Source organism: Kiritimatiellia bacterium, assembly GCA_026417735.1.
GTDB lineage: Bacteria > Verrucomicrobiota > Kiritimatiellia > PWTM01 > PWTM01 > CAACVY01.
Genome location: JAOACR010000009.1, coordinates 425,773 through 438,217 on the forward strand (window position 1 = coordinate 425,773; position 12,445 = coordinate 438,217).

The window sequence follows — 12,445 nt, forward strand, 5'->3', positions numbered from 1 at the left end:
GGAATTCCGGTGATGCGCCTGCCGGTCATCCGATCGTCGTACCCTGGCGGGCCGGCGAGGACCACCGCCGCCGTGCGCCCTGTCGGCCGTCCCCAGAAAGCTACCGCCGCAAGCAGCGGCGGAAGCGCGATGGGCAGCCGGACTGAATGGCTGCGCGTCACGCGACAAGCTGTGCGGACGTGAAGACAAGATGGGCAGCTCCGCGACCGCCGCCGGATGCTTGTGCCCATCAACGCCGAATGTGGCCCGCCTCCCAGATCGCAATGATTGGAGCCGTCACCGCAGTCGCCGTCATCTCTGACGCCTACCAAGGACCACCGGCGCCAGGTCGCCGACCAGATCAGGGCCCAAATCGCGTTCCAATCGGCCCGCCGAAAGCCCACCCGGACCATCGCCCGACTTGGCGTCTACCCGACGCGGGCTCCCGTCTCCACGCCGCCCTTCCCCGCGCAGGGCCGCTGCGGGCTCGAGACGGCCGGACGTCCGCCGTATCGTTGCGCCAGATCGGCGCCTTTCGCCGCCGAGAACAGGCGCGAGTGTGCCAAGCGTGCGGGTCCCTCTCGGCACTCGAAGGGCCCACCTACCCGTCGCGCTGCTCAGATCACGACGGGCGCGGGGACGGATGAAGCGAGTGGCGCTCGAGCAGCGCCCGTGCCACCTCGGCGGCTCGGCGGCCCGAGAATAGCATGCCCCCGAATGTCGGCCCCATGCGGGGGATTCCAAACACGGTGCAAACGGCCATACCCGCGACGATCAGTCCCGGGAATATCTCGCCCGTCTTCTCCACCAGCACCCCTTCAGATGCGGCCACATCCATGGGACCGCATTCACTGGCCATCTTCAGCAGCCCTCGCCGCTCGAGGCTGCGCGCGACAACCGCATCATGGCCGGTTGCATCCACAACCACCCGGGCCTCCAACGCGACAGGGTCGACACAGGTGATTTGCCGCGGCAGGGCCGCAACGGGGGACCAGTTGACCACCACTCCCTCCGCCCGCCCATTCCGGACGACCAGGTCTTCGAATCGCGTCATGTTGAGAAACCGGACACCTGCGCGGGCCGCGGCCGAGATCAGCGTGGAGCATGCAGTGGGTCCGTCCGACACCGCCAGGCCCGGTTCCGCCCACTGATAAGGGATGCCCAGCTCCTCGAGCAGTTGCTGTGCAGGAGCTCGGAAGGTTACCGGATTCATCAGGTAACCGCCGATCCAAAAGCCTCCGCCCAGGTAGTTGTTGTTCTCGACGACGAGCGTTTTGAACCCCCCTTTCGCCAGGTCCCGCGCGGCCACGAGACCGCTGGGCCCGCCACCCAACACGATGGCGTCGCAAACCAGATACTCGTCGAGCAATCGGTGAAACTCGCGCGCGATCGCGCGCGTGATGGAGGCTTCGTCCACGGGTGCGAATTTCATGTTCATTCCTTTCTCGCTGTGCGCCAAACAAAAACCCCATGCCGGCGGGCATGGGGTCACCTTTCCATTCTCCCTACGCCGGCATTACCCGGATCAGGTTCAAAGGGTCTCCCGCTCTCAGCGGAACTCTCAGGCCGTCACACGGCCTCCCCTGCTGTCTGTGACAACCTAGGCGCGATCGAGGCGTTTTTCAAATCCGCGTCCCGATTTTTTTGAGCGGCCGCCAGCGGTGCGCGGATCGCCTCTCGCCTCGTCTGGTGGTCGTGCGGCCGCCCGCGGCATGTTAGGGGCCCGGTTCATGGGGTTTGCCACTGGCGTGGTCCCTTTCGGCCTCGCGCGCCCTCACAACCGTGTGCTGTGCGCGGCAGCCCAAACGCGAGTTGGCGGGCCACCCACAGCCCGCTAGGCTCAACGCCCCATGCAACGGCCCTACATCGCCATGTGGCTCGGAATTCTCGTCTGCGCGACCGCCGCCAATCTGATTCAGGCCGGCCGCATGGACCCCGTCCATCTGGCCGCCGCCCGGGTCGCCATCGCGGCCGCGGCGCTGTTGCCGCTGTGGTGGCGCGAACGACGAGGATGTGAGGGATCAACGCTGCGCACCGAGCTGCGCGCGGCGCTGTGGCCTGGCGTGTTGCTCGGCGTGCACTTCATGACCTTTTTGGCCGGCGTACGAATGACGTCGGTCGCCAACGCTACCTTGCTGGTGAACCTCGCGCCGGCGATCGTGCCCTTTTTCGCCCACGCGATTCTCCGCGAGCGCATCCGACACGGCGAGATCGCCGGCACTGCGCTCGGCTTGATCGGCGTCGCGGTGCTCGTCGCGGGCGATTTTCACATGGACCGCCGGACGTTTTTCGGCGACCTCACATGTCTGGGCTCCATGGTGTTCTTCGCGGCCTACCTGGTGCTTGGCCGCGCGCGACGGCAAGGGGCGGGGCTCTGGTCCTACGTCGTACCTCTCTATGCGATCGCCACGCTCACGTGCCTTCCCGTCGCGATGCTCCGCAGCTCTCCGCCCGACCTGGACCTCCGCCGAGAAATGTTGATCGCGCTCGCACTCGGTCTCGGACCGACCGTGATCGGACACAGCGCGCTGCTCTACGCCGTGCGCTTCCTTCGCTCCCAAACGGTCACACTCGCAAATCTTACCCAGTTCATTTTCGCCGGTCTGCTCGCGTGGGCGCTGACCGGCGAATTGCCGCGGCCGCGGTTCTATCCGGCCGCCGTGTTGCTGGTGGCCGGCGCCGTGGTGGCGATCAGGTCCGCTGCGGTAGCAACGACACCGATCCCAGCCAGATCCCTCCGCAACACCCCAAATCATGGTTCGTCCTCTTGACCCCGCGACGGGCAGGGGCAGGCTGTCGCCAAGAGGCGATTCAAATCAGAAAGCAACTGACATTCTGGAGTGCCACTGGCGCCCTCGGCGTGGCGTCGGCGGCAGACGCGCTGGTGGAGGTGTCGGGCGCTGGCTCCCAGATCCGCACCGAGGCCGCAAGTGGCATGGTGTGTACCGCTCGCCGCAAGCGACCGCCCACGCCCCCGCCAATTCCGAAGCCGCCGCCCCGGCGGCCGGTTCTCCGCGCCCCCCGGGCAACCCGCCGTTTCTCAAGCGCCACGGGTTTACCCGAGAGAGGTCGGCTGGACCTCGCGAAATCCTCTGTCGACCGCACCGCCGGTCCGCGGCCGGCCGAGTGATTCTGGCTTGCGCGGCGGTTGTCCGGAGACAAGGCGGCCGACCTCCCGGCACCGCGCCGGCGCAAAGGATGTTGCCGGAGTTTGTGACCCGTCGGACCAACGCCGTCACTGGCGCGCGGCGCCCTTTGAGTCATTGCGTCGCCGAAATGCTGCGCATCGCCGGCGGCGGCTTCCTCACGAGTCCGTCACCACGCCGGGCTGAGCTTTGCGAAGAGGTTCCGATCGTCCCGGCCGGAGCGATTGCGTCAGCGTCGAGAGCGAAGCCGTTCGAGCCTTAGGGTCGCCGGCCCGGCACCGGCACGGTCTCCCGGCCCAGCGATTGTGGGGAATACCGCTGGAAGATGACCCGCCCCGAGGGGTCCACGATGCTCGCAATCAGACCGTGGAAGTCATGGCCCGAAAAGTTTCTGGTACTGCCGATCTGTGTCACTGTCCGCGTTTCGGACATCACCAGTTCGATGCCCTTGAGGTCGAAGGTGCGGCTTTCCTGCCGTCGCATTGCGGGCAGTTTGATTTCCTCACTCGCGTGGAAGCTTCGCACCCCATCCACCAAACCCCGCTTGAAGTACTCCACCACCAGCCGGCAATCGGCGGGCAACTCCGCGTTGCGGGTCGTCAGCGTCACCTGAAAACGGTAGAGCACCGGGCCGGCAACGGTATGGGACTGCCCAAGTTTTGGCGCGCCCTGAGTTCGGCTCTGATGCATCCGGCTGCGGTCTTCCGTGACGGTGATGTCCAGCGCGTAGCCCATCGCGCGATCGGCGTCCTCGTCGGCCGGTCCCGCCAGTCGCAACCGGCGTTTGTCAGCAGTTCCGACGGTGGCGGGCAGAGGATTCGCATCAGCCGGAAGGGGCGGGGGCGGCGTTGCGCTGGCCGCCAGCGCCGCGCGCACGCGAGGATGGGACACGACCCGGTCCCGTTCCGTATCGTACGCGGAGAGCACCTCCGACTCCGCGCCTGCGCGCGCTTGGGCGATCACCTGCAAGTGCCGCGCGGCCGTTTCCACGATTTCGACCTCCACCGCGTAGAGCTCGTTTTTCATCTGGGCGGAGACCTGCGCGACCAGCGCCGCCCACTCGCCGGGGGAGCGGGCCGCCTCGGGAGCCGGCAGGGTCCGCTCTCGCTCGAACCGCAAGATTTCATCGTGGACGGCCACCATGTCTCGCAGCCGACCGGCGGACTGGAGGACCCAGCGCAAATCGCGAAGCATCGAGAGGTACGCCGCGCCCCAAACCATCGCAATCTGCGAAGCTCGCGCGTCCAGCTCCTGCAGTCGGCGGTCGAACTCGGTGCGGCTGCGCTCCACGTCCCCGGAGGACACCGGTGCCGGAGCAGATACGGACGCGGACGCGACCGACCCGGTTGCGGCCGCGGTCAGGGCTGTGGACGTGCTCGCCCCCGCCCCGGCTGCCAGCGCGAGCGCACAGAGCGGCCAGCTCATCGCCCGAACGATACCGCCCGGCCGCCGCGATGTCCACGAACCGCGAGCACCGCGCTCGACACGGCCAGCGGAAACCGGTACATCGCGCCGCCGGGAGCGATCGCGATGGTGTGGCGGTTATGGCTGGCGCCGGCGATCGGCGTCGCGTTGCTGCTGGTGCTGATCCTGCGCTGGCGGGTGCAAGCTTTTTTGGCGCTCATCATTGCCAGCGTCGCAGTGGGCTTCGTTGCCGGCATGCCGCCCGCCGCGCTGCTGACCAGCATGCAGAACGGTATGGGCAACACCCTCGGTTTTGTCGCCACTGTGGTCGGACTCGGCGCGATGCTCGGACAGGTGCTCGAATCGTCCGGCGGTGCCCACGCGCTCGCGATGGCGCTGGTGCGGCGGTGGGGAACGGCGCGCGCGCCGCTCGCGCTGATGCTCGCCGGCTTCTGCATCGCGATTCCGGTGTTCTTTGACGTCGGCTTCATCATCCTCGTGCCGGTGCTCACCGCGCTCGCCGGCGCAACCGGCCGTTCGATTCTGCAGTACGCCATTCCGCTGCTCGCCGGCCTCGCGGTGACCCACAGCTTCGTGCCGCCCACGCCTGGACCCGTGGCAGTCGCGGAGATTTTGAAGGCCGACCTCGGCTGGGTCATTGCGCTGGGAATCGTGACGGGGTTGCCCACGGCGCTGGTGGCCGGCCCGCTGTTCGGGGGATGGATCGCGAAACGGGTGGTCGTCGCGCCGCCGCCCACTGCGGTCAACCCCACGGCACTGGAGGGAGCGCGCGACGGCGAACCACCGTGGACGACGGTCGCGGGAATCCTTGCGATGCCGTTGGTGCTGATTGTTGCCAACACCGCGGGCCAGCTGCTCGTGAAGCGCGGCGTGTGGTCGCCGGGATGGTTGCCGGCGACGGTGAGCTTCGTCGGCCACCCGTTCGTCGCGCTGCTGGTGGCGACGCTGACGGCAGTGTATGTGCTGGGTGTTCGCCGCGGGCGCACCGGCGCGGAGATGATGGAGCTCTGTGTGCGTTCGCTCGCGCCAGCGGGCGTCATCATTCTCATCACGGGCGCCGGCGGCATGCTGAAACAGGTGCTGGTGGACAGCGGCGTTGGGTCGGAGCTGGCCCGGCTGTTCGGACGGCTCGCGCTGCCGCCGATCGTGCTGGGCTGGCTGCTGGCCGCCGCGGTGCGCATCGCGCAGGGCTCCTCCACCGTCGCCATGATCACCGCCGCGGGTATCCTCGCACCGATGGTCGAGCAGTCGGCGATGTCCCCCCCGCATCGCGCACTGACGGTGCTGGCCATCGCGGCCGGGGCGACGATCCTCTCCCATGTGAACGACAGCGGGTTCTGGCTGGTGGGTCGGTACTGCGGTCTCACCGAACGACAGACCCTGCAGTCGTGGACCGTGATGGAAACGATCATCGCGGTCGCGGGGCTGGCCATGGTGCTCCTCGCCAGCCTGATCGTGTGATGTGAGCGAAACGCGCGGTCCTCGAGACCCGCGTCTGCTCGGAACAGAAAACCCGAAAGAAGATTGACGGCATATCGCGTGGTACAAGTTTGACGAGGGCAGCGGCACGGGTTCCGCCAACTCGGGCACGGCCGGAAGCGCGGGCAATCTGAGTTTTCAGGGCTCCGCAGCGTTTTCGCCGGCGGCCACGGGCTACTCCCTGGACAACCGCACCGGTTCGACGATGGGCGGTTCGGGTGGCGGCGCGCAGACCGCGGTCAGTTTTGACGCGCTGGACAACCTGACCGCGATGACCATTACGGGTTGGTACAAATCCGACGGCGCGTTTGCGGGCCTTGCGCGACTAGTCGACCGTGCTGCGCCGACTGTTGGTGCGGGTGAGTGGTCACTGTATTTTGATCCGACGCCGGGCCGGCTGCAGCTGAACCTTGGAGGCACCACCTTCTTCAACACCACAGGAGACTATTGGCAGACGAACAAATGGATTTTCTTCGCGGTTCGGTTCGTCGGAAGCTCCTCGGTGAACTTCTTCATTGGCGACACGAACACCACCGCCTCCCTGCTGAGCTCAACCGGCGGCCCCGTCCCCGCAAACCTAGGTGACGGAACGAGGAAGCTGACGGTTGGTAACCGCGAGAACCTCGGCCGGGCGTTCAAAGGGTGTATTGACGATGTCCGGATCTACGACGAGGCGATTTCGGACACCAACATCGAGGCGATCCGGGTCGAGGGAATCCCCGAGCCGGGTACGATTGGTCTGCTCAGCCTGAGCTCGGTTCTGCTGATCGCACGGCGCCATCGCTGGCGCGAGCGCTGAACCGCCGGTGCCCGCGGTCGCGTTCGAGAGACCCTCGCGTACAGGATCTAAGTTCCGAGCGCTCCCGCGGGGATGGCGTGTATCCGCAATTCGCTTCGAGGTCTTGGCCGCGATGGAATCCCCCGGTTGCCCCGCCTGCCGACATCTCAGCTGATCGAAGCGGAAGAATCCCGCGGCGGCGCGATCAGACGATACAACGCCGGGGTCGCGAAGAGCGACAGCAGCAGCGAAACCGTCAGCGCTCCGATCACGCCGATCGCCAGCGGCCGGAGCATGTCGGCCCCGTGGCCGATGCCCCAGGCCAATGGCAGCATCGCGAGCATCGTGGAGAGTGACGTCATCAGAATCGGGCGCAGTCGCCGGCGGCCGGCCAGTACCAGCGATTCATCCAGCGAATGACCGGCCGCCCGGAATTGACCGACACAATCCAGCATCAGAATTCCATTTTTGGCGACGATGCCGACGCCGATGATGGCGCCGAGAAAGGAGACGATGTTCAACGAAGTACCGGTGATCCACACCCCCCCCACCGACCCTACCAGCGCCAAGACGGAGCCCGCGACAATCGCGGCCGGCTCCCGGAACGAGCGAAATTCGATCAACAACAACGTGAAGACCAGCACAATCGCCAGCGCGAGCACAATCGCGAGATTCCGAAAGGATTCGACCTGCTGCTCGTACAATCCGCCATACTCCACAACGCCCGGTGGAATATCGGGCTGGCGCGCGAGTCGCGCCCGAATGTCCGCGATGGCCGCGCCCAGGCCCCTTCCTTCAAGGGACGCGGTCACGGCGACCATCTGGCGCAAATTTTCCCTTCGCAGCTCCAGTTGGCCCGGCGTTTCCGCCACATCGGCGATCTGGCCGAGTGTGACAAGGCGGCCGGAGCGCGCACGTATCGGCAGATCGCGCAGCGACTCTGCTGTCGCCGAGCAGGCGGGGTCGCCGACCACGCGGATCGGGACCACGCGATCCGCCTCGCTGACCGTCGAAGCGACCTGTCCGAGCACTGCAATGTTCATTGCCTCGGCGACAGCTTCGACGGTCAGTCCGTGCCGCGCCACCTCGTCGTGACGGACTCGCAGGGCCAGCGTAGGCCCCGTCATCCTCAGCCCGTCACTGGTGTCGACGACTCCCGGCACCTCCTCGATGAGCCGGCGAACCTTCGGCGCGGTGCGCATCAACCAGGCGGTGTCGGTGGAAAACAGCTTCACCTCGATCGGGTCCGGCGCCCATGTGAGGTCACCGACAAGATCAGCGAGGATGCCGGGGAACTCCCATTCGATGCCCGGAAGCGCCCGATTCAACTTTTGCCGGAGCTCCGATTTGATTTCCTCGGTGGTGCGGCGGCGGTCCGGCCGCAGCTTGACCAGGATATCGCCCTTGTTCGGCTCAGCGATCGCCAGCGCCAGACGGGCGCCGGTGCGGCGCGAGTACCCTTCCAGCTCCGGCGTTTCGCGCAGAATGGTTTCCGCTTGTTGCAGCATTCGATCAGTTTCTTCGAGGCTGGTCCCCCACGGCGTCAAGTAGTCAATGACAAAGCCGCCTTCGTCCATCGCGGGCAAGAAGGCCGTCTCGAGCCGCCGGTACAGCGCCGCGCCCGCGGTCGCCACGGCGAGCACCACCAGCAGCAACGCCCACCGCCACCGCAGCGTGCCTCGCAGCGCGGCCCCGAAGCCCGCCAGCAGCAACTGCATCCACGGCCCCTCCTGTGCCGGGCCGGTTCGGCCGTGCTTGGCCGGTCGCAAACACCAGGACGCGAGCGCGGGAGTCAGCGTGACGGCCAGCACCAGTGACGCCAGCAGTGCGACCACCATCGTCACCGCCAGTGCCCGAAAAAACACGCCGGGCAAACCGTCGAGAAACGCCAAGGGTGCAAACACCACCACGGGCATCAGCGTCGAACCGATGAGCGGACGCAGGATCGCACCCAGGGCCCGCCCGATCGCATCCTCGGGAGAACCACCGCCCGCCGTCTCCCGCACGATGCTCTCCACGACCACGATCGCGTCGTCGATGATCACGCCGATCGCGGCCGCGATACCGCCAAGCGTCATCAGATTGAACGTCATCCCCGCCGCGAGGATCGCAACCACGGTGGCGAACACCGAAACGGGAATCACCACGACTGCGGTCAGCACGCTCCCCCAGCTGTTCAAAAAACCATAGAGGATCAGAACCGCGAAGATCAGACCCACCCCGATGGATTCCCAGACGCTTCGGACGGACTCGCGCACGAAGAGCGACTGGTCGTAATAAAAGGACAGTTCGACGTCCGGCGGCAGCACGTGGCGCAGCTCCCGCAGCTCCCGCTGCAGATTGCGTGCGATCGCCAGGATGCTGCTGCCCCGAGGTTGCGCACGGATGTTCATCAGAACCGCGGGACGGCCCTGGGCATTGACGAAGTTGAACACCGGCTCCGGGCCCCGTTCCACGCGGGCGACGTCGCCGATGCGCACCGGCGACCCGTCGCGCACCGCCAGCGGGAGCGCCGCCAGCTCCTCCGCTGAGCGGGCCCGCCCCTCGGTCATCGCGAGGTAGATCGTGTAGTTCTCCGAGTGAAACCCGGCCGGCTCGATCCGATTGTTTGCACGAAGGCCCTCGACCACGTCATGCATGCCCAGTCCCAGTGCGGCGAGCCGCAGGGGATCCACCACCACGTGGTACTCGGGCATTCGGCCGCCCACCAGATCCACCCGCGCAACACCCTCAAGGCGCATGAACCTCGGCTTCAGCTCGTACCTCGCCAGCTCCCACAGCTCCATGATGTCCCGGCCCGGGCTCGTCACGCTGATGCCGATGATCGGAAACGCATTGAAGGTCAGTCGCCAGACGGTCGCCTTTGCAGTGGCTGGCAGCTCGTTCTTCAGTTGCGCGACACGGTTGAGCACATAGAGCTCCGACCGCGGCATGTCCGCACGCCAGTTGAAAAACACGTTGACCTCCGCCGAGCCTCGCCCGGTGGCCGAGCGCACCTGCGTAACGCCCGGGATGTCTTTCATCGCCTCCTCGACCGGTCGCGTGATGGTGGCCATCATTTCGTCGGCCGGCATCGCGCCGTTGTCGATCAACACCACACAGCGGGGGAAATCCGTCTCGGGGAACACCGAGGAGGGCGTTCGCAAGGACCCATAGATCCCGCCGACGCACAGTGCGAGCGTCACAAAAATAATCGCCAGCCGGTGCCGGTTCGCAAACCGTCCGATCCGACTGCCATCCGGACTCAGCGTCGTGCCCGTACTCATGGTCTCGAGGCCACGGCTCAGCGGGAAACGACGCGAACCCGGGCGCCGTCGGGCAACGCATACGCGCCCACAGTGACCACCGTCGCACCCGGCTTCAATCCCTCCGCGGCCACCTCGACCAGTCCGGTGTCTTGCAGACCCCGCCGGACCTGAATCCGACGCGCACGGTTGCCGTCCACCAGCCGAATCTCGCTGACGCCTCCATGATCGGTGTAGACGCTGGCGAGCGGAACCGCGAGGCATCCGACGTGTTCTTCGACCACCACGCGCGCCCGGGCAAACTGGCCGGCTCGCAGACTCGTCCCCCGAGGCAAACGAATCCGAACACCGACCATGTCCGTGCCCGGCGAGGCCTCGTGCGCGACAGACTGAACAACCCCGGTCACCGCGATGCCGCTCGCCTCCACAAGGGCGATCTGGCCCGCCCGCAGCCGGTTCGCGACCGCGGCGGGCGCGGCCGCCGCAAACACCAACCGCTCCGGGGAGAGAATCCGGACCAGCGGCTGGCCCGCGATCGCGAGTTCTCCCGCCCGCGCCCACACCCGTTCCGCAACGCCCGCAATCGGCGATACGAGATCGCACCGCGACCGGCTCGCCTCCGCTCCGGCGACGGTCTGCACCGCAATCGCATGCCGTTCTTCCGCTTCAAGGAGATCTCGTTGTGACGTTGCATCGTGCTCCAGCAACCGTCGTTGCCGCTCCAGTGCGGCCGACGCCGCCGCCAGTTCCGCCCGCGCTCGAGCCACCGCCGCCTCCGCGACACGAGCGTCCAGCCGCACGAGACGGCGTCCACATCCGATCCACTCCCCCTCACAAACCTCTACCGACTCAATCCACGCGTTTTCGGCCGCCGCCAGCACCGCAATCGCGGCCGGCTCAGCATCCTCGGCAGGGGCCGGCTCGAGCGTTCCGTACACCGTCAACCGCGCGCACAGCGTGGTCGCAACGATGGACGCCGTCTGCACGGTGACCTCCGCCTCATCCGGCGACGCTGCAACGGCGCCAGTGGCCCAGCACAGCATCAGCGCGAGAACGCCCCGCGCAACCGGACGGTGAATCGCAGTCGTCATCAAGGGGAATCCTCCTGGTGGCGACCGTCCGACGTGCCCGGCACGCACGTGCCCGGCGCCTCGGAACGTTGGAGCAGATCGTCCAGTTCGCCGACCGCCGCCCGTCGCCGCCACCGGGCACGGGCCACCTCGAGTCGCGCGCGGAGCAGTTCGGACCGGGCCACGAGCACCTCGGCGAGCGGGAGTTCTCCGACCGATCGCCTCGCCTCAGCAACAGCCAGCTGACGGGCCGAACTCTGCTCCAATTCCAGCGCCGCCTTCCACTGCCGATCGGCGTCCTCACAGGCCACAAACGCCGCGTCCACCTCGGTGCGAATTCGAACTTGCATTTCGCGCACTCTGCTGGCGGCCTCTTCGCAGCGCGCCGCGGCCTCCGCGAGCGCGCCACGCCCCCGGCTCAGGAGGGGGAGATCGACGCTGGCGATCAGGGACCATTTGTTCTCCCGCTGGTCATACTCGTAGGCCGGACCGATCGTGATGCTTGGAAGTTGCGCGGCCGACGCCAGCAGCACGGCCGCCCGCGCCGCCGCGTACTCCTCCAGCGCCGCCAGCAGATCGCTTCGATGCGTCACCGCAGCGTGCTGAGCGTCCGCCACGCTTTCGGGAAACCGACGCACATCGAGAGCCTCCACCGCCAGCTCCGCGCCCGCAAACGTGGTCGCCGGCACACCCACAACCGCCGCCAACTGCTGGCCGGCCATCGACTCCGCACCCGCGGCCTTGACCGCCTCCAGATGAGACTGCCGCGCCAGCGCGATGGCAGCGGCTGCGTCCGTCGCGGACATCTCCCCGAGCCGGTGCTGTTTCGCAACCAGCTCCGCGCGGCGCGCGAGCACCGCCGCCCATTCCTCGGTGAGCTGACGGATTTCCCGCGCTTCGCCGAGCAGGAGCACCGCTTCACGCACGGCCCGTCGGATTCGCCACGCTGATCCCTCGGCCCGCTTCGCCGCGGCGTCCGCCCGCCGGCGAGCCGCCTCAATCCGCGGCGACCTCCGGCCGACCGCTTCGATGGGCACGCTGAGCGCAACCGAGACGATCCAGGGACTCGGCTCGGTGACGGAGGCATTGTAGCCGGGCGACAGCGAAAGAGTCGGATTCGGTCGTTCCGCCGCCGCGAGGATCGCGGCGCGCGCCGTCTCCGCTTCGCGGCAGGCGAGCTCATGCTCCGGATTGCGGCGCAGCGCGAGCGCCGTCAGTTCTTCGAGAGTCCAGCGCCGCGGCACGCGTTCTACCTCGTTCATCTCAGCCCGAGCGATCCGCGCGCGGACAGGTTGGGGCGGAGCCGGGGTGACATGCGCGCAG

8 protein-coding genes and 1 riboswitch are annotated in these 12,445 nt (G+C 67.3%); of the genes, 3 read left to right on the forward strand and 5 right to left on the reverse strand.

The features are described 5' to 3' along the window. Positions 1-601 precede the first annotated feature (601 nt). On the reverse strand, positions 602-1,411 hold the full coding sequence (locus N2652_05405) for a sulfide-dependent adenosine diphosphate thiazole synthase (protein MCX7818630.1): 810 nt from the start codon (positions 1,409-1,411) through the stop codon (positions 602-604). Between the two features lie 52 nt (positions 1,412-1,463). Further along, a riboswitch (TPP riboswitch) is annotated at positions 1,464-1,574 on the reverse strand. Positions 1,575-1,829: 255 nt separating this feature from the next. On the opposite strand from N2652_05405, the gene N2652_05410 reads away from it, so the two are divergent. Next, a complete protein-coding gene (locus N2652_05410) occupies positions 1,830-2,750 on the forward strand; it encodes a DMT family transporter (protein MCX7818631.1) in 921 nt (306 codons plus the stop codon). A gap of 633 nt (positions 2,751-3,383) precedes the next feature. Here N2652_05410 and N2652_05415 read toward each other — a convergent pair. After that, positions 3,384-4,550 (reverse strand): hypothetical protein, encoded by a 1,167-nt coding sequence (locus tag N2652_05415; GenBank protein ID MCX7818632.1) that lies wholly within the window; start codon positions 4,548-4,550, stop codon positions 3,384-3,386. Positions 4,551-4,655: 105 nt separating this feature from the next. Between N2652_05415 and N2652_05420 the strand changes: the two genes are divergently transcribed. Then, positions 4,656-6,011 carry a GntP family permease gene (locus N2652_05420; GenBank protein MCX7818633.1) on the forward strand — a complete coding sequence of 452 codons (1,356 nt, stop codon included), beginning with the start codon at positions 4,656-4,658 and terminating at the stop codon, positions 6,009-6,011. Positions 6,012-6,234: 223 nt separating this feature from the next. Beyond that, positions 6,235-6,828, forward strand: coding sequence for a LamG domain-containing protein (locus tag N2652_05425; protein MCX7818634.1), 594 nt, complete (start codon positions 6,235-6,237; stop codon positions 6,826-6,828). A 146-nt stretch (positions 6,829-6,974) separates the two neighbouring features. Here the strand turns inward: N2652_05425 and N2652_05430 are convergent, their stop codons facing one another. Genes N2652_05430 through N2652_05440 form a run of 3 tightly spaced genes read right to left on the reverse strand, consistent with a single transcriptional unit; the run spans position 6,975 to position 12,384 of the window. Beyond that, positions 6,975-10,073 (reverse strand): efflux RND transporter permease subunit, encoded by a 3,099-nt coding sequence (locus N2652_05430; GenBank protein ID MCX7818635.1) that lies wholly within the window; start codon positions 10,071-10,073, stop codon positions 6,975-6,977. A 17-nt stretch (positions 10,074-10,090) separates the two neighbouring features. Further along, positions 10,091-11,143 (reverse strand): efflux RND transporter periplasmic adaptor subunit, encoded by a 1,053-nt coding sequence (locus N2652_05435; GenBank protein ID MCX7818636.1) that lies wholly within the window; start codon positions 11,141-11,143, stop codon positions 10,091-10,093. Beyond that, the gene (locus N2652_05440; protein ID MCX7818637.1) at positions 11,143-12,384 is read right to left on the reverse strand and encodes a TolC family protein; all 1,242 of its coding nucleotides are present in this window, start codon (positions 12,382-12,384) and stop codon (positions 11,143-11,145) included. Before N2652_05440 ends, N2652_05435 begins: the two co-directional genes overlap by 1 nt. Positions 12,385-12,445: the final 61 nt, after the last annotated feature.

Coding starts and splice junctions, on each gene's coding strand:
- N2652_05405 (MCX7818630.1), bottom strand. CDS start 1,411: ATGAAATTCGCACCCGTGGACGAAGCCTCCATCACGCGCGCGATCGCG.
- N2652_05410 (MCX7818631.1), top strand. CDS start 1,830: ATGCAACGGCCCTACATCGCCATGTGGCTCGGAATTCTCGTCTGCGCG.
- N2652_05415 (MCX7818632.1), bottom strand. CDS start 4,550: ATGAGCTGGCCGCTCTGTGCGCTCGCGCTGGCAGCCGGGGCGGGGGCG.
- N2652_05420 (MCX7818633.1), top strand. CDS start 4,656: ATGGTGTGGCGGTTATGGCTGGCGCCGGCGATCGGCGTCGCGTTGCTG.
- N2652_05425 (MCX7818634.1), top strand. CDS start 6,235: ATGGGCGGTTCGGGTGGCGGCGCGCAGACCGCGGTCAGTTTTGACGCG.
- N2652_05430 (MCX7818635.1), bottom strand. CDS start 10,073: ATGAGTACGGGCACGACGCTGAGTCCGGATGGCAGTCGGATCGGACGG.
- N2652_05435 (MCX7818636.1), bottom strand. CDS start 11,143: ATGACGACTGCGATTCACCGTCCGGTTGCGCGGGGCGTTCTCGCGCTG.
- N2652_05440 (MCX7818637.1), bottom strand. CDS start 12,384: ATGAACGAGGTAGAACGCGTGCCGCGGCGCTGGACTCTCGAAGAACTG.